The following is a 17,054-nucleotide window of genomic DNA, read 5'->3' as shown; positions in this document are numbered from 1 at the left end:
CGGGGCACGGCGGCGGCCGGCGCGGCGTACAGCACTGTCAGCACCACGCTGACAAGCCTATGCCGTCCCCGGCCCTCCCACCTCCACCGGCTCCCTACCGGCCGGTTCGCGCGCGGCTCACCGATGGGCGGCGTGGTGCGACCGCCCGGGCTTCTTCTTGACCGCCTTGGGCTCCGGCGGAGCCGGGGCCTTGCAGGTCGCGTCGGGGCCCGGCTTGTCCGCCGGAAGGGCGCCCTTGCCCAGGTAGGCGGCGACGGCGCGGTCGACGCACCGGTCGCCCGACAGCGACACCCCGTGGTTGCCGCCTCCGACCTGCGCGAGCAGCCGGGACGTGGGGAACAGCCGGTGGGTCTCCAGCGCGCCCGGATACGGCGTGGCGGCGTCCTCGGTGCCCTGCACCAGCAGCATCGGGGCGAGCGACCGGCCGGCCCCCACCGCGGGCGGCGGCCCGCCCGGTGCGCCCCAGAACGCGCAGGGCGCGTTGTACCAGGTGTTGCTCCAGGTCTCGAACTTGTAGCCGGCGCGATAGAGCCGCCGGCTGTCGGCGTGCCAGCGTTCCCAGTCGCGGGGCCAGGCGGCGTCGCGGCACTGGACGGCGTTGTAGACGGCGTAGTTGTTCTGGTCCAGCCAGGTCGGCGGCTGCCACGCCCTGCGCAGCGGGGCCGGGTCGTGCCGGACGGCGTACGCCGACAGCGCGGCGGCGTGCGCGGGCCAGCCGTAGTCGCCGTAGCCGTCGGCGAGGAACAGGTCGTCCAGCTCGTCCGGGCCGAGCTTGCCGTCGATCGGCTTGGCCTTCAGCGCGGCGCGGGCGCGGGCGTAGGCGGCGGCGACCCGGTCGCCGGTCTTCCCGAGCCGGTAGTTCGCGTGGTGCCGGGCCGTCCAGCGGAAGAACGCCTTGATCCGCTTCTCGAACGCCACGTTCTGGTCGAGGTTGTCGCCGTACCAGACGCCGCTGGGCTTGACGACGCTGTCGAGGACCATGCGGCGGACGCGCCCGGGGTGGGTCGAGGCGTACACCGCGCCGAGGTAGGTGCCGTACGAGTAGCCGAAGTAGTTGATCTTCTGCTGGTGCAGCGCCTGCCGGATCGCTTCCATGTCGCGCACCCAGTCGGCCGTCCCCATGTGCGGAAGGATCTTGCCGTACTTCTTCGCGCAGTCGTCCGCGTAGGCGCGGGCCCGCGCCTTCCAGGCGCGCTCCGCCGCGGCGTTCTCCGGGAGGGTATCGGGGCGCGCGCGCCCCGGGTCCTGGTAGCTCTTGTCGCAGACCAGCGCGGGCCTGCTGGCGCCGACGCCGCGCGGGTCGAAGCCGATCCAGTCGTAGGACGCGGCGACGCTCTTCGGCATCGCCGAGTGGAAGACGCCCGCGAGGTCGCGGCCGTGCGCGCCGGGGCCGCCCCGGTTGAGCAGCACGACGCCCTGGCTCTTCTTCGCGGTGTGCCGCACCCGCGACAGCGCGAGGGTGATCTGGTCGCCGTCCGGGCGGGCGTAGTCCAGCGGGACGCGCAGCGTCGCGCACTGCAGGCCCTTCAGGCGGCCGCCCTCGACCGGGTCCTTGGCGGGGCAGGCGTGCCAGGCGAGTCCGGAGGGCCGGGGAGCGGGGTCGGGACCGGGCCGCGCGGGGGCGGCGGTCGCGGGCGCCGCGGCGGTGCCGCCGAGCGCGGCTGCGGCAACGGCCGTCGCGGCGACGGCCCTTCTTCCAGCGTGGTTCAGCACTCCCGCTTTCTACCGGCGCGCGCCCGCACGCCGCGGGAACCTCCGGGTTCGCGCGATTCCCGGCGAAAACGGATCTCGCGGCGCACCCGTCCGATGGAGGGACGGGCGCGCCGCGAGCATCACGCGGTGAACCGGGGCGTTACGGACGGCCGATCGGCAGGTCCTTGCCCGCGGCGGCGCCGGCGGCCTTGGCCGTCATCGCCGTCGGGTTCGGGTCGTTCAGCGCCGGGACTGCCTGGCAGTAGGCGTCCGCGCCCTTGCTGCTCTTCGGCAGCGCGCCGCTGTCGAGGTAGGCGGCGACCTTGTCGTCCAGGCACGCGTTGCCGTTCAGCGTGTTGGCGTGGGTCTTGCCGCCGACCTCCAGGACGAGCCGCGAGGACGGGAACACCTTGTGCATGTTGTAACCGCCGGCGACCGGGGTCGCGGCGTCCTGCGACGACTGCACGAGCAGCATGCCCGGCAGGTTCTTGCTCGCCTTCAGCTTGAGGGCGGGGCCGCCCTGGAACGGCCAGAACGCGATGGGCGCGTTGAACCAGACGTTGCTCCAGGTGTTGAAGCGGTAGCCCTCCTTGTAGAGCTTGGCCGCGTCGTTGTGCCACTTGTTCCAGTTGCGGGGCCACTTGGCGTCCGCGGCCTGGACGGCGTTGTAGACGGCGAAGTCGTTGTCCTCGCCGCCGGTGTTCAGCCAGTCGAGCAGGCCCGAGGAGTCCTTCTTGTTCGCCCAGTCCGAGAGGGCCTGCGCGAACGGGATGTAGTAGCCGGTGTTGTAGCCGGCGGTCAGGACGATGTCGTCCAGCTCGTCCGGGCCGATCTTGCCGGCGATCGGGGACTTCTTGGCGGCGGCGCGGATGGCGTAGTACTTCGCCTCGACGGCCTTCTCGGACGTGCCGAGGTGGTAGAGCGAGTCCCACTTGGCGGTCCACGCCCACCAGGACTTCATGTTGCGCTCGAACGCCTTGTCCTGCTCGAGCTGGGCGTCGTACCAGACCGTCTTCGGGTTGACGTTGCCGTCCAGCACCATGTGCTTCACGCGGTTCGGGAACAGCGTGGCGTAGGTGGCGCCGAAGTAGGTGCCGTAGGAGAAGCCGTACCAGCTGAGCTTCTGCTGGCCGAGCGCGGCGCGGATGGTGTCGACGTCGCGGGCGGCGTCGGTGGTGCGCATGTGCGGCAGCATCCAGCCGAACTTGCGCTGGCAGTCCTGCGCGTACTTCTTCGCCTTGGCCTTCCAGACGGCCTCGTCCTTGGCCGAGTGCGGCACGTAGTCCGGCCGGACCGGGTTGTACCAGGTCTTGTCGCAGGTCAGCGCCGGCTGGCTGGATCCGACGCCGCGCGGGTCGAAGCCGATGATGTCGTACTTGGCGGCGGTGGCGGCGTGGCCGACGCCGCCCATCCAGCGGGCCAGGGCCGGCGCGTACTCGATGCCGGTGCCGCCGGGCCCGCCCGGGTTGACGAACAGCACGCCCTGGTAGTTCTTCTCGTCGGTGTGCTTGTAGCGCGACACCGCGATCGAGATCTTGCGGCCGTTCGGCTTGGTGTAGTCGAGCGGCACCTGGACCTGGGCGCATTGGGCCTTGTTCATCGGGTCATCGGGGCCGCTGACCTCGCACTTGCCCCAGTTGATCCCGCTCGCCGCGACCGGGGCCGCGGCCGACGGGCCGGTGGTGGCGCTCGCGGAGACGGCGGCCACGGTGCCGCCGCCCGCCGCCACGGCCGCCGCGGCCGTGGCGATGACGATCCTCTTCACTTGACCCCCTTGGGATCGGCGGCTCCGGAGCCCCGGTCGGGCTCGGAGGGGGGAGCAGCGCCGATGCAGAGCGGATGCGTGGATTGCGAGGAGATTGTGGCGTTTCTGGGCGATATGGCGGGAGAGTCCATCGTGACCAGATATGAAATCGTGACAAGATCAACGACTGTTCGTGATGTCGACGGCCCCGCCGACCGCCCTCGGCCGGCACGCGAAGAGGGCCCCGGGGATCGCTCCCCGGGGCCCTCCTCCGCCGTTCCGCGGGCCGGCCGGATGGATCAGCCGGTCACGGGGTTCAGCGGATGACGTCGTCGCCGAGGCGCGCCGCCTTCGTCACCGTCGCGGACAGGGACTTGGCGGAGGCCTGCGCCGGCGGCACCGGGTCGCCGAGCTGCGGGACGTGCGTGATGGACCGGCCCGGCCGCTTCCCCGTGAGGAAGTACTGGTCGAAGATGGCGTCCACGGCCGCCGAACCGCGGTGCACGATGCAGTGCGTGCGGTCGCCGTCCTGGATCACCAGCTGCGAGCCCCGCAGCCGGCGGTGCATGTCGAGCGCGCCGGCGAGCGGCGTCGCCGCGTCCTCGCTGCCCTCGAACTGCAGGATGTTGCCCGGCAGGTGCGGGGTGCGCCCGACGTTCACCGGCTTGCCGGCCTTGGCGGGCCAGGTCAGGCACGGCGCGTTGAACCACACGTTGCCCCAGGTGAGGAACGGGTGCTCCTTGTTGATCTTGACGTTGTCGCGCTCCCACTTCGCCCAGCTGGTCGGCCACTGGACGTCGGTGCACTGCACGGCGTTGTAGACGGCGAACTCGTTGTCGTCCGCGCCGCCGCTCGTCTGCGCGCCGAAGGTGCCGACGAACGTCGCGGCGTCACCGGTCTTGTAGGCGCGCAGGCCCACCGCGTAGCCGTCCCACAGCGACTGGCTGCGGCGGTACGCGGCGTTCTGGATCGCGTCGGTCAGCTCGTCCGGGCCCACGGCGAACTTCTGGCCGCTGCTCGGGTCGGTGTAGTACACCGGCTTGGTCTTGAGCGTGGCGCGCAGATTGTAGAAGAACGAGCGCACGGCCTTCTGCGTCGTGCCCAGGTGGTAGACGGAGTCGTACTTGGCGATCCACCCGAAGTAGTAGTCCATGTTCTTGTCGAACTGGACGTCCTGGTTCAGGTTGGCCTCGTACCACACGTCCGACGGGCCGACGTTGCCGTCCAGCACCATCCGGCCCACGGTCTTCGGGAACATCGTCGCGTAGACCGAGCCGAGGTAGGTGCCGTACGAGGCGCCGTAGTAGTCGAGCTCCTTGTCGCTCAGCGCCTTGCGGATCGACTCCATGTCGCGGACCGAGTCGGTCGTCTTGATGTGGTTCAGCAGGCCGATCTTGTCGGCCTTCCTGCACGCGTCCGTGTACGCCTTGGACTTCTTCAGCCAGACGGAGACCGAGGCGCGGTCACCGGTGCCGTAGTCGGGGCGGGGGGCGTTGGTGTAGTTCGGGTCGCAGCTCAGCGACGGGACGCTCATCCCGACGCCGCGCGGGTCGAACCCGATGACGTTGTAGGCGTCCTTCACCGCGGCGGAGTTCTGCGCGAACACGCGCGGGCCGAACAGCGCGCCGCCGCCGCCCGGTCCACCCGGGTTCACCACCATGTCGCCCTTGGCGGCGCCCGTGCCGGTGTGCGGGGTGCGGGTCAGCTGCAGGGTGATCTTCGTGCCGTTCGGCCTGGCGTAGTCCAGCGGCACCTTCAGCTCGCCGCACTGCACGATCTTGGAGACCGGGTAGAGCCCGTCGTACAGGTCGTGGACCTGCTGGACGAAGTCCGCGGGGCAGGCGTGCCACTTCACCGCGGCGGGGTCGAACCCCGTGGCCGCGGACGGGCCCGCGGCCTGTGCGCTCGCGGTGCCGAGCCCGGTCAGCCCGAGCCCGGCCACCGCGGCCACGACGACAGTCCTCTTCACACATCCCCCTCACCTGTCGACTCGGATGAGTCAGACATTTGGGTAAACAAGTGAAGATTGTTGTCCTGCAGACAAGTCGGACAACAGAGCTTGTCGTGACCAGATGCAGAATCGTGACAAGATCCACGGAACTTTGTGATACGCCCGAACGTTCCGGTTCCGGGCATTCTGCAGGGCGACGCATCGGCGCCCGCCCGGGACGCGCGCGCCGGCACCCGCGGCCACCGGCCACAACGCGAAAAAGGGCCCCCGGGCTCATCACCCGAGGACCCTTTTGGGTCCGTCTCCGACCGCCTACACGGCCGTCAGTTCACCCTGCCCGCGCCGGCCATCCGCCGGCGCGGAGTCCGGCGTCAGCTCACCACCACCTGCGCGCCCGGGCCGGACACCGACCCGTCCTCGCCGATCTCGATGCCCATGTCGTCGGCGATGCGCATGGCCTCCTCGATCAGGGTCTCCACGATCTGCGCCTCCGGCACGGTCTTGACGACCTCGCCCTTGACGAAGATCTGGCCCTTGCCGTTGCCGGACGCGACGCCGAGGTCGGCCTCGCGCGCCTCGCCGGGCCCGTTCACGACGCAGCCCATGACCGCGACGCGCAGCGGCACCGGGAAGTCCTTCAGACCCGCGGTGACCTGCTCGGCCAGCGTGTACACGTCCACCTGCGCCCGCCCGCACGACGGGCACGACACGATCTCCAGGCCGCGCTGCCGCAGCCCGAGCGACTCCAGGATCGCCGTGCCGACCTTGACCTCCTCGACCGGAGGCGCCGACAGCGACACCCGGATCGTGTCGCCGATCCCCTCGGCGAGCAGCGCGCCGAACGCCACCGCGGACTTCACCGTGCCCTGGAAGGCGGGCCCGGCCTCGGTGACGCCGAGGTGCAGCGGGTACTCGCAGGCGGCGGCGAGCTTGCGGTACGCCTCGATCATCACGACGGGGTCGTTGTGCTTGACCGAGATCTTGATGTCGCGGAAGCCGTGCTCCTCGAACAGCGAGCACTCCCACAGCGCCGACTCGACCAGCGCGTCCGGGGTGGCCTTGCCGTACTTCTCCAGCAGCCGCTTGTCCAGCGAGCCGGCGTTGACGCCGATCCGGATCGGCACGCCCGCGTCCTGCGCGGCGCGCGCGATCTCGCCGACCTTGTCGTCGAACTTCTTGATGTTGCCGGGGTTGACCCGGACCGCCGCGCAGCCCGCGTCGATCGCCGCGAACACGTACTTGGGCTGGAAGTGGATGTCGGCGATGACGGGGATCGGGGACTTCCTGGCGATCGCGGGCAGCGCCTCGGCGTCGTCCTGCGACGGCACCGCCACCCGGACGATCTGGCACCCGGACGCGGTCAGCTCCGCGATCTGCTGCAGCGTGGCGTTGACGTCGGCGGTGAGGGTCGTGGTCATGGACTGCACCGACACGGGGGCGTCGCCCCCGACCGGCACGTTCCCGACCATGATCTGGCGCGACCTGCGGCGCGGCGCGATCGATCCCTGCGCCCCCTGTCCGTCGCCCTCACCGCGGACCGTCGGAATTCCCAGTGAAACGCTCATCCCTCTCCTCTGACTCGCTTTACCCAGCCTAGGCGCCCCGCATGGCCGACGTGACAGCGACCGGCATGCAATAGTGTGACCGCTCGGCTACGTTCGGTAAACCTTCTGCTCATTGCGGCATCTGCAGGGGGTTGACCAGATCGGCGAGGATCAGCAGGACGCCGAGCCCCACGAGCACCAGCACCGCCAGATACGTCAAGGGCATGAGCTTGGTCATGTCGACGGTGCCGGGGTCCGGGCGTCCCCTGATCCCGTTGAAGCGCACCCGCAGCCGCTCGTAGGCGACCACCGCGAGGTGCCCGCCGTCCAGCGGCAGCAGCGGCACCACGTTGAGCGCTCCTAGGAAGATGTTCACCGAGATGACAAGCGACAGATACAGAGCGATCTTGTCGCGGACGGAGCTGTGCGAGGAGAAGATCTGCCCCGACACCTCCGTCGCGCCGACGACGCTGCCGACCTGGCCGCCGGGCGAGCTCTGCCGCTCGGGGGTGAACAGCTTCGGGACGGCCGACGGCAGGTCCACCACGATCTGCCCCATGCTCTGCACGGTCCGGCCGATGCCGCGCCCGGCGAACACGGCGGCGTTGAGCGGGCCCGTCCGCTCGTAGCCGGCGCCGACGACCCGCGCGGACATGCCGACGAACGGCTCCCCGCCGACGTCCGCGAGCCGGATCCGCAGCGTCACCGGGCGCGCGGCGCCGGTGCGCTGGACGACGATCGGGACGGTCTCGCCCGGCTTGGCCTTGTCGATCGCGTCGCGCAGATGCTCCCAGTCCGACACGGGCGTGCCGTTGAACGAGACGACCCGGTCTCCCGCGCGCAGCCCTGCGGCCTTCGCCGGGGACGCCGGGCGGCCGCCGGTACCGCAGTCGTCCTGCAGCCGGGCCGGGACGCAGGAGCTGACCTGGTCGACGGTCGTGGTCACCGAGCCGGCCTGGCGGACGCCGACCGTCATCGCCATCGCCATCAGCAGCACGAACGCGAACACGAAGTTCACCACGACGCCCGCCGCGATGACGATCGCGCGCCGCCCGGCGGGCTGCCGGTAGAAGGCGCGCGGGCGGTCGGCCTCGTCGACCTCCTCCAGCGGCGTGTAACCGATGATCTTCACGAAGCCGCCGAGCGGGATCGCCTTGACCCCGTACTCGGTCTCGCCGCGGGTGCGCGACCACAGCGTCGGGCCGAACCCGACGAAGTACTGGGTGGCCTTCATCCCGAACCGCTTGGCGGTGAGCAGGTGCCCGCCCTCGTGCAGCATCACCGACACCAGCAACGCGATGACGAACGCCACCGCGCCCAAGGCGAAGGCCATCCGATCCCCCTCCCGGGGTCAGTGCCGCCCGAGGGGAACTCCCCCGCGCCCCGGCCGGTTCCGTCGCGGGGGACGGTCCCCCGCGCCCCCGGCCGGCTCCGCCGGGGTCAGTCGAGCCCTGTCATTTCCCTTGTCCGTGCGCGTGCCCAGCCGTCGGCGGCCAGCACATCGTCCAATGCGAGGTCACCGGACGTACCGGTCCCGTGTTCCTCCACTACCCGCGTGATCGTGTCGACTATCCCCAGGAACGGGAGCCGTCCGGCGCGGAACGCCTCCACACATTCCTCGTTGGCCGCGTTGTAAACGGCCGGGACGGTCCCGCCCAGCTCACCGGCGCGGCGCGCGAGCGCGACGGCCGGGAACGCCTCGTCGTCGAGCGGGAAGAACTCCCAGGTGTGCGCCTTCGTCCAGTCGACGCAGGGCGCGGCGCCGGGAACGCGGTCCGGCCACTCGAGGCCGAGCGCGATCGGCAGCCGCATGTCGGGCGGGCTGACCTGCGCCAGCGTCGACCCGTCGGCGAACTCCACCATCGAGTGGATGAACGACTGCGGGTGCACCATCACCTCGATCCGGTCCATCGGGACGTCGAACAGCAGGTGCGCCTCGATGACCTCCAGCCCCTTGTTCACCAGGGTCGCGGAGTTGATGGTGACGACCGGGCCCATGTCCCAGGTCGGGTGGTTCAGCGCCTGCTCGGGCGTGACCTCGGACAGCTCGGCGCGGGTCCGGCCGCGGAACGGGCCGCCGCTGGCGGTCAGCACCAGCCGCCGCACCTCCTCCGCGCGGCCGCCGCGCAGGCACTGCGCGAGCGCCGAGTGCTCGGAGTCGACCGGGACGATCTGCCCCGGCCGCGCCCGCTCCTTCACCAGCGGCCCGCCGATGATGAGCGACTCCTTGTTGGCGAGCGCGAGCGTGCGTCCCGCGTCGAGCGCGGCGAGGGTGGAGGCCAGGCCGAGCGCGCCCGTCACCCCGTTCAGCACCACGTCGCACGGCCACGCCGCGACCTCGGCGACCGCGTCCGGGCCGGCGACGATCTTCGGGATGGCGTAGTCGCCGGCGGCGTAGCCGCGCCGCTTGGCCTCGGCGTAGAACGCGAGCTGGAGCTCCTGCGCGGCGGACGCCTTGGCCACCGCGACCACCTCGGGGCGGAACTCCAGCGCCTGCTCGGCCAGCAGCCCGACCCGCCCGCCGCCGGCCGCGAGGCCCGCGATCCGGAACCGGTCGGGGTTGCGGCGGACGACGTCGAGGGCCTGGGTTCCGATGGAGCCGGTGGAACCGAGGACGACCAGTTCGCGTGCGGCGGGCGCGCCGGCGCCTGAGGGAGACATCACCGCACCATTGTCGGACATCACCTGGCGGGCGTCCTCCGATCCCGGGCCGGTGTCGCCGGCGGCACGGCCCGGCGGCGCGCCGATGCCTCTTGATGATCATGAATGGACGCCCGGACGCGTGAGCCTTTGCCGCCCTTTTCACCTTCGCTAGCAGGCACAACACCCGGTCGCGCCTATAAAGGAGTGACGTGATTCGACTCCCGCCAGGGGGAGGGGACATGGACCGGACGGGCGAGCCGACGTTCGACCCGGGAGCGCTGAGCACCGCTCAGCGCCTCGGCGACGCCTGCGTCGTCTGCCGCAAGAAATGGCCCCGGCCGCGCGTACGCGTCGGCCGCCTGCCGGACTCGTCCGGGGTGTTCGCGTGCGACGACTGCGCACCCGCCCCGCCGGCACCCCGCACGCCGCGGGGACCCAGGGAGCCGCTCACGAACGCCGCGCGGCCGGTCGGGGAGCCGGTCCCGGCGCGGGCGACGGCCCTGGACGCCGTCGTCGTGGAGGTCTCTCCAGGGAGAAGGGTGACCCGGGCCTTCGGGGGGACGCCCGGGACCACCCGAGAGGCGCGCCCGGCTGGGGGCGGTCGGGCGCGCCGGAGAGACGTCTGACGGCTCCGCCGGCCGTCCGCGTCACGCCTTAGTGGACTCGATCCAGGTCTTGGTCCACTCGGCGTAGTCGGTGCAGTCGGTCTTCTTGGACTTGCCGCCGCAGGCGCGGGTCGGCGCGTGCGCGAACATGATCTTGTCGATGTAGTCGCGGTCGCCGACGTGGAAGGCGGCGCAGAAGCCCGCCCGCAGCCGGTCGCCGGAGCACGCCTGCGGGTTGGCCGGGGCGACGCCCGTCCACTCGGCCACCTGCTGCTGCACGTCCGGGGACGCGGTCCACTGCAGCCACTGGTACATGCAGTTGGGGTGCTGGACGCGGGAGCCGATCATCCAGGAGTCCATCCAGCCGGTGATGCCCTCGGCGGGCGCGGCGGCCTGGACGGGCTTGGCGGCGCGGTCCAGCACGTCGACCTCGTAGGGGCCGGCCTCGCCGAGCACGGCCGCTCCCCCGGCGAACGCGCTGATCGTCTCGGCGGGCTCCGCGGCGTACTTCAGCACGTGCGGGCGCTGCTTGGCGAGCACGCGGCCCGCGGCGGCGAGCTGCCGGGTGGTCAGCGAGTAGGGGTCGCCGATCTTGAGCTTGCGGTCGTGGCCCTTGAGGTAGAGGGCGGCCTCGGCGATCGACAGCGGGCTGTCGCGCACGATCAGCTTGCCGGAGTAGCGGCGGGCCTGCCCGGGGTCGAACAGCGCGGCCCAGCTCGCCGGCGGCTGGACGGCCCTGGTGTCGTACATGAGGAGGTTCGCGCCCCAGACGTACGGGACGCCGTAGTACTCGCCGTTCTGCCGCAGCAGCCCGCGCAGCTTCGGCTGCAGCTTCTTGTAGCCGTCCACGAGGCTGGTGTTGACCGCGGTGACCTGGTGGTCGGCGACGAGGCGGCCGGCGACCTCCGGCGGCGCGGCGACCCCGTCGTAGCGGCGGTCCTTGTCGCGCATGAGGTCGGTCATCTCCTGCGGGGTCCTGACCAGCTTCACGCCGACCTTGCAGCCGGTGCGCTCCTGGAAGGGGGTGACCCAGTCGACCCGCGGGTCGGTGGTGCCGCTCTCCACCGAGCCCGGCAGCGCGAGCAGGTTGAGGGTGCCCTCGCCGGGGCCGAGGGTGCTCGCGACCTTGGCGACGCCGACCGGTTCGGGGTTCTCCTCGCTGCAGGCGCCGAGGCCCGCGCCCGCCAGCACCATGGCCGCCGCCAGGGCCGTCAGCCGCCCGGCGCGCCTCCCGCCGCCCGCCGCCCGGCCGGCCCTCCGCCGCATGTCGCTCCCGATCCGCTCCGCAGCGCCGTCTCCCGTCGCGGACGGCCCATCGGCGCAGCGTAGCGCCTCCGGCACCGCGGGGCGGCGCCCGCCCCCGTCCGGGACGTCGGCGAGCGGGTGCTGCCACCGCCATTCGCGACGGTGCCGGCGGCCGTCCGCAAGCCATTCGCCGGTTTTCTGCGCCTATTCTTCCGAGTCACCGCGGGATCTCCGTGGCTTACACGTGATCGCGACTCGGGTTCTTCACTCCGCAAGCCCGGATGATTCGGCCATGCGGGACCATTCTCGGAGCCATTTCCGTTTCCGTATACGGAAGCCCGTACACGGAAACGACACGGCCCCGGGAGGGCGGCGGGTGCCGGTGTCCGCGCCACACGGAGGTTGCTGGAGAGGGATGTGGCGCGGGCTGCCGCCCTTCCCGGGGCCGCGGCGTTGCCGGTGGACGTGGCGAGGTTGGGGAACAGCGGATCACCTTGCAGTGCTGCCTGGCCACGCGATCACCGGCGCCCGGCTGAGCGGCGGCGGTGTGACGCCCTCGAGACGGAGGAGATTCGAGGGACGCCGCGCGCCCTGCCGGGGGTCGCGGGACGGCCTGGGGCCGTCGCCGATCAGGGGACGCCTGGGTGGGGTGTGCTCGACCACCTCTATCCGTGCGATGAGGGTCTGCGGGTTGTCGGCCTCCAGGAAGTCGCCGGCGCCCGTTCCGCGGGGCGGCAGCGCCCACCAGTGGCGGGTGAACGGTCCGAACCAGATCGTCCAGCCCGGAAATCGCCTTCCGAGCGCGTCGACCTCCGCGGCATGGTCGTCAGCGGTCATAGCGCGGCTCTCCTGCTCGTCCCGTCCCCACCGGTCACCGAACGCCGGATCCCGGTTCTGACTCCGGAGCCTGACTTTTAATTTCGTCCCTTTTAATTGCGACAGTGCGATTGTGTCGCCCGTCACAGACGCAGTCAATGGGTGTAGCCATTATTCGTCCGCACCGTCCGGACGGAAATCAACGACGGAAATCGACGGGTGTGGGAAAGTACCGGACGGCCGGGCCGGCCTGGCGGTTCGCGCCGCGCGGCCGGGGCGGGATCACCGGCCGCAACCCCGCGTTCACCGGCGCGTCACGGGGCCCGGCTAGCGTGATCTCCTCCCGCGTTCCGACATCGAGCACCGCGAGGGCGGTCACGCGTGCCGTCAAGGCTTTTTGCGCCATTTATTGCTATCTGGGCGTTTCGTCGGTATCTCCGCCACGCACCGTTCGCTCTCGCGCTCGCGGGCGGTGCCGCGCTGCGCTGGACGGCGACGCTCGCCTACCCGCACGGGCTGTGGTTCACCGGCGACTCGTACTTCTACGTCGGCTACGCCCTGCGGCCCACGCCGTCCCCGAGCAAGACCCTCGGCTACTCGTTCGTGCTGCGGCTGCTGGAGCCGCTGCACAGCCTGACCGCCGTCGTGGTCGTCCAGCACGTCATGGGCCTGGCGATCGCGGTGATGGCGTACGCGGTGCTGTGCCGCGCCGGGCTGCCCGCCTGGGCGTCCGCCCTCGTCACGCTGCCCGTGCTGTACGACGCGTACCAGGTCGAACTCGAACACCTGGTGATGTCCGAGACGCTGTTCATGTTCCTGATCGCGGGCGCGCTGACGCTGCTGCTCTGGCGCGTCCGCGACGGGAAGGGCCCGGTCTGGTGGACGGCCCTGGCCGCGGGCCTCCTGCTCGGCTACGCGGTCCTCGTCCGGTCGGCGGGCGCGCCGCTGATCCCGGTCGCGCTGGTCTGCCTGCTGCTGTGGCGGCGCGGGTGGCGTCCCGCGCTGGCGTTCGGCGCGGCCGCCGCGGTCCCGATCGCCGCGTACGCGCTGTGGTTCCACGCCGAGCGCGGCACCTACGCGCTCACCACGTCCGACGGCATCTACCTGTGGGGACGGACGGCCGGGTTCGCCGACTGCGCGAAGATGCACCCGCCGCCCGACCAGGCGGCGCTGTGCCTGGACCCGGCGACCAAGGCCGAGGACGACGCGCCCGGCCACCTGATCTGGCGCAGCGACATCCCGCCGCGCGTGCTGCTGTCGCCCGTGGTGTCCCCGGAGGCCAACTCGACGCTGCGCGCGTTCTCCGTCCGGGCGATCCTGGCGCAGCCCGGCGACTACCTCCAGGCGATCGGCGACGGCATCGGCCGGGCGTTCAGCCCGCGCCGGTACCACTATCCGAACGCCACGACCGAGCGGCTGTACCACTTCCCCGACCGGCCGCAGCTCTTCCCCAGCGGGCTCGCCTACGCCACCAGGACCGGCCACCCGGGCACGGTGCTGGCGGACGCGATGCACTACGGCCGGACGGGCACACCGAGCGAGGTCGTCCAGCCGTACGCGGACCGCATGGTCGGCTACCAGAGGCACTGGTTCCTGCCGGGACCGGCGATCGGCGCCGTGTTCGGGCTCGGCATCGTCGCCGTCGCGGCCGCCCACCGGCGGCGCCGCGAGGTCCTGCTGGTGTGGGGGACGGCGGCGACGCTGCTGCTGTTCCCCATCGCCAGCGCGGACTTCGACTACCGCTATGTCGTGCCCGCGGTGCCGTTCGCCTGCCTGGCCCTCGGCCTCGGCCTGTCGGCGCTGCGCGTCCGCGCGGCCGGCGAGGACACCGGCCGCGCGGACGCCGAGGCCGTCAGCCGCTGGTGGGGAAGCCGAGGTTCACGCCGCCGTGAGACGGATCGAGCCAGCGTGCAGTGACGGCCTTGGTGCGCGTGTAGAAGTGCACACCCTCCATGCCGTGCGCGTGGCTGTCGCCGAACAGCGAGTCCTTCCAGCCGCCGAACGAGTAGTACGCCATCGGCACTGGGATCGGGACGTTGATCCCGACCATGCCGACCTCCACCTCGTTCTGGAAGCGGCGCGCCGCCCCGCCGTCGTTGGTGAAGATCGCGGTGCCGTTGCCGTACGGGTTGGCGGAGACGAGCTCCATGGCCTCCTCGTAGGAGCCCGCCCGCACGACCGCGAGCACCGGGCCGAAGATCTCGTCCTTGTAGGCGTCCATCTCCGGGGTGACGTGGTCGAGAACGGTCGGGCCGAGCCAGAAGCCGTCGCCGGCGCCGCCGAGCACGGGCGTGTCGCGGCCGTCGATCGCGAGCGTGGCGCCCTGCGCGACCCCGGAGTCCAGGTACGAGGCGACCTTGTCGCGGTGCGCCTTCGTCACCAGCGGGCCCATCTCGGACTCGGGGTGGTCGCCGGGGCCGATCCTGAGCTTGGCGACCCGCTCGCGGACCTTCGCCATCAGCTCGTCGCCGACCGGGTCGACGGCCACCACCACGGAGATCGCCATGCAGCGCTCCCCCGCCGAGCCGAAGCCCGCCGACACCGCCGCGTCCGCGGCGAGGTCGAGGTCGGCGTCCGGCAGCACCAGCATGTGGTTCTTCGCGCCGCCGAGCGCCTGCACGCGCTTGCCGTTCGCCGCGGCCGTCTCGTAGATGTACTTCGCGATCGGCGTGGAGCCGACGAAGCTGACGGCCTTGACGTCCGGGTGGTGCAGCAGGCCGTCCACCGCCGCCTTGTCGCCGTGGACGACGTTGAACACCCCGTCCGGCAGGCCCGCCTCGGCCCACAGCTCGGCGATCCGCACCGACGCCGACGGGTCCTTCTCCGACGGCTTGAGCACGAACGTGTTGCCGCACGCGATCGCCACCGGGAACATCCACATCGGCACCATCGCCGGGAAGTTGAACGGGGTGATCCCGGCCACGACCCCGAGCGGCTGCAGGATCGAGTAGGCGTCCACCTTCGTCGACACGTTCTCCGAGAACCCGCCCTTGAGCAGGTGCGGGATGCCGCAGGCGAACTCCACGACCTCCAGGCCGCGCGCGACCTCGCCGGCCGCGTCCGACCGCACCTTGCCGTGCTCGGACGAGATCAGCGCGGCCAGTTCGTCGCGGTGCGCGGCCATCAGCTCGCGGAACCGGAACAGCACGGACGTCCGCTTCGACAGCGACGCGTCCCGCCAGCCGGGGAACGCGGCCTTCGCGGCGGCGACGGCCGCGTCCACCTCGGCGGCGGACGCGAAGTCGACGTGCCCGGCGACGCGTCCGGTCGCGGGCTCGTAGATGTCGCCGCGCCGGGCGGCGTCGCCGTCGAACGGCTTGCCGCCGATCCAGTGGGTAATGTGCCTGGTCTGGGGCTCTGTGTCGGTCATCAGGTGGTCTTTCCGGTTGCGGTCTTCGCGGCGGCGCCCGCGGTCACGGACTCCAGCGAGGCGATCAGAACGCCGAGGCCCTCAAGAGCCTCGGCGTCGGTGAGGGTGAGGGGCGGTGCCATGCGCACCACGTTGCCGTACAGGCCGCCCTTGCCGACCAGCAGCCCCCGCTCGCGGGCCGCCTCCATCAGCGCGGCGGCCAGCGGCGGGCTCGGCTCGCCGGTCTCCGGGTCCGCCAGCTCGATCGCGAACATCAGGCCCTTGCCGCGGACGCCCCTGACGACCGGGAACCGCGACGACGCCTCGCGCAGCCCGCCGATGATCGTCCGGCCCTGCTTCGCCGCGTTCGCCTGCAGGTCGTGGTCCAGGACGTAGTCGAGCGTCGCGTTCGCCGCCGCCATCGAGATCGGGTTGCCGCCGAAGGTGGAGAGCCCGACGGCGTGCAGGGCGTCCATCAGCTCGCCGCGCGCGACGACTCCGCCGACCGCGAACCCGTTCCCGAGGCCCTTGGCGAAGGTCATCATGTCGGGCGTCACGCCGTGGCTGTCGATGCCCCAGAAGCCCTGGCCCGTGCGGCCCCACCCCGTCTGCACCTCGTCGGAGATGAACAGGATGCCCGCCTCGTCCAGGACCTCCTTGTAGGCGGCGAACAGCCCGTCCGGCGCCATCGTGAACCCGCCGACGCCCTGGATCGGCTCCGCGATCAGCGCCGCGACGTCGCCGCCGGTCGCGGTCGCCAGGACGTGCCGCAGGTCCTGCACGCACGCGTCGATGTACGTCTCGTCCGACATGCCGGCGAACTGTGGGAGGTGGCGGTCCGCGCCGTGCAGGAAGTGCACGTTCAGCGGCGAGTAGGACAGGTTCGTCCACGCCCGGTTGCCGGTGATGCCCGTCGCGCCGAACGAGCGGCCGTGGTAGCTCTGCCGCATCGCGAGGACCTGGTCGCTGCGGCGCGCGTACGCGGCCAGCAGCAGCGCCGTCTCGTTCGCCTCCGTGCCGGAGTTGGCGAAGAACACCTTGGCGTCCGGGATGCCGGACAGCCGGGCGATCTTCTCGGCCAGCTCGACCTGGCCGCGCAGCAGGTAGGCGGTGGAGGTGTGCACGACGCCGGTGGCGAGCTGCCGCTCCACCGCCTCCCGCACCTCGGGCACGTCGTACCCGATCATGTTGGTGAGGATGCCCGTGAAGAAGTCGAGGTAGCCGTTGCCCTCGGCGTCGGTCACGCGGTTTCCCTTGCCGCCGACGATCTCGATGGGGTCCTGGTAGTTGAGCGCCGTCCAGGACGGCATGACCGCCCTGTGGCGCCGGAGCAGGTTCGCGTGTTCCGACATGGCCCAAGTCTCGTTCGGGCGGAACCGCGGGGCCAGCGGCAGAGTGTCACGACACCGGCCCGCCGGTTGACGGAGTGGAACACCGCCCGGCCGGGCACTTCCCGGCCCGGCTA

General features: G+C 71.6%; 11 protein-coding genes. 1 reads left to right on the top strand and 10 read right to left on the bottom strand.

Features of this window, described 5'->3' with window-relative positions:
- Positions 1-117 precede the first annotated feature (117 nt).
- The 8 genes from ABD296_RS15870 to ABD296_RS15835 form a co-directional block, all read right to left on the bottom strand.
- Complete coding sequence (locus ABD296_RS15870; RefSeq protein ID WP_344267164.1) at positions 118-1,713, bottom strand: alpha/beta hydrolase; 1,596 nt, start codon at positions 1,711-1,713, stop codon at positions 118-120.
- Positions 1,714-1,852: 139 nt separating this feature from the next.
- Positions 1,853-3,457, bottom strand: a complete 1,605-nt coding sequence (locus ABD296_RS15865) for an alpha/beta fold hydrolase (RefSeq protein WP_344267163.1) — start codon at positions 3,455-3,457, stop codon at positions 1,853-1,855.
- A 295-nt stretch (positions 3,458-3,752) separates the two neighbouring features.
- Positions 3,753-5,405, bottom strand: a complete 1,653-nt coding sequence (locus ABD296_RS15860; protein WP_344267162.1) for an alpha/beta hydrolase — start codon at positions 5,403-5,405, stop codon at positions 3,753-3,755.
- A 353-nt stretch (positions 5,406-5,758) separates the two neighbouring features.
- The gene (gene ispG / locus ABD296_RS15855; RefSeq protein ID WP_344267161.1) at positions 5,759-6,952 is read right to left on the bottom strand and encodes a flavodoxin-dependent (E)-4-hydroxy-3-methylbut-2-enyl-diphosphate synthase; all 1,194 of its coding nucleotides are present in this window, start codon (positions 6,950-6,952) and stop codon (positions 5,759-5,761) included.
- A 109-nt stretch (positions 6,953-7,061) separates the two neighbouring features.
- Positions 7,062-8,264: a M50 family metallopeptidase gene (locus tag ABD296_RS15850; protein ID WP_344267160.1), complete on the bottom strand. Its 1,203-nt coding sequence runs from the start codon at positions 8,262-8,264 to the stop codon at positions 7,062-7,064.
- A 107-nt stretch (positions 8,265-8,371) separates the two neighbouring features.
- Positions 8,372-9,592, bottom strand: coding sequence for a 1-deoxy-D-xylulose-5-phosphate reductoisomerase (gene dxr / locus ABD296_RS15845; RefSeq protein ID WP_344267306.1), 1,221 nt, complete (start codon positions 9,590-9,592; stop codon positions 8,372-8,374).
- Positions 9,593-10,221: 629 nt separating this feature from the next.
- Complete coding sequence (locus ABD296_RS15840) at positions 10,222-11,445, bottom strand: extracellular solute-binding protein (protein WP_344267159.1); 1,224 nt, start codon at positions 11,443-11,445, stop codon at positions 10,222-10,224.
- Between the two features lie 468 nt (positions 11,446-11,913).
- Positions 11,914-12,261 (bottom strand): hypothetical protein, encoded by a 348-nt coding sequence (locus ABD296_RS15835; RefSeq protein WP_344267158.1) that lies wholly within the window; start codon positions 12,259-12,261, stop codon positions 11,914-11,916.
- A 360-nt stretch (positions 12,262-12,621) separates the two neighbouring features.
- Between ABD296_RS15835 and ABD296_RS15830 the strand changes: the two genes are divergently transcribed.
- On the top strand, positions 12,622-14,157 hold the full coding sequence (locus tag ABD296_RS15830) for a hypothetical protein (RefSeq protein ID WP_344267157.1): 1,536 nt from the start codon (positions 12,622-12,624) through the stop codon (positions 14,155-14,157).
- On the opposite strand, the gene ABD296_RS15825 is transcribed toward ABD296_RS15830, so the two are convergent.
- Both ABD296_RS15825 and ABD296_RS15820 read right to left on the bottom strand, forming a co-directional pair.
- The gene (locus ABD296_RS15825; RefSeq protein WP_344267156.1) at positions 14,093-15,610 is read right to left on the bottom strand and encodes a CoA-acylating methylmalonate-semialdehyde dehydrogenase; all 1,518 of its coding nucleotides are present in this window, start codon (positions 15,608-15,610) and stop codon (positions 14,093-14,095) included. The two genes, ABD296_RS15830 and ABD296_RS15825, sit on opposite strands and share 65 nt — an antisense overlap.
- Entirely contained in the window at positions 15,610-16,941 is a 1,332-nt protein-coding gene (locus tag ABD296_RS15820; protein WP_344267155.1) for an aspartate aminotransferase family protein, read from the bottom strand. Before ABD296_RS15820 ends, ABD296_RS15825 begins: the two co-directional genes overlap by 1 nt.
- Positions 16,942-17,054 lie beyond the last annotated feature (113 nt).

Origin of the sequence: Actinomadura napierensis (assembly GCF_039529375.1) — a bacterium.
Taxonomy (GTDB): domain Bacteria; phylum Actinomycetota; class Actinomycetes; order Streptosporangiales; family Streptosporangiaceae; genus Spirillospora; species Spirillospora napierensis.
The sequence above is the reverse complement of the archived record's forward strand: the minus strand, read 5'-3'. Positions and strand labels throughout refer to the sequence as shown.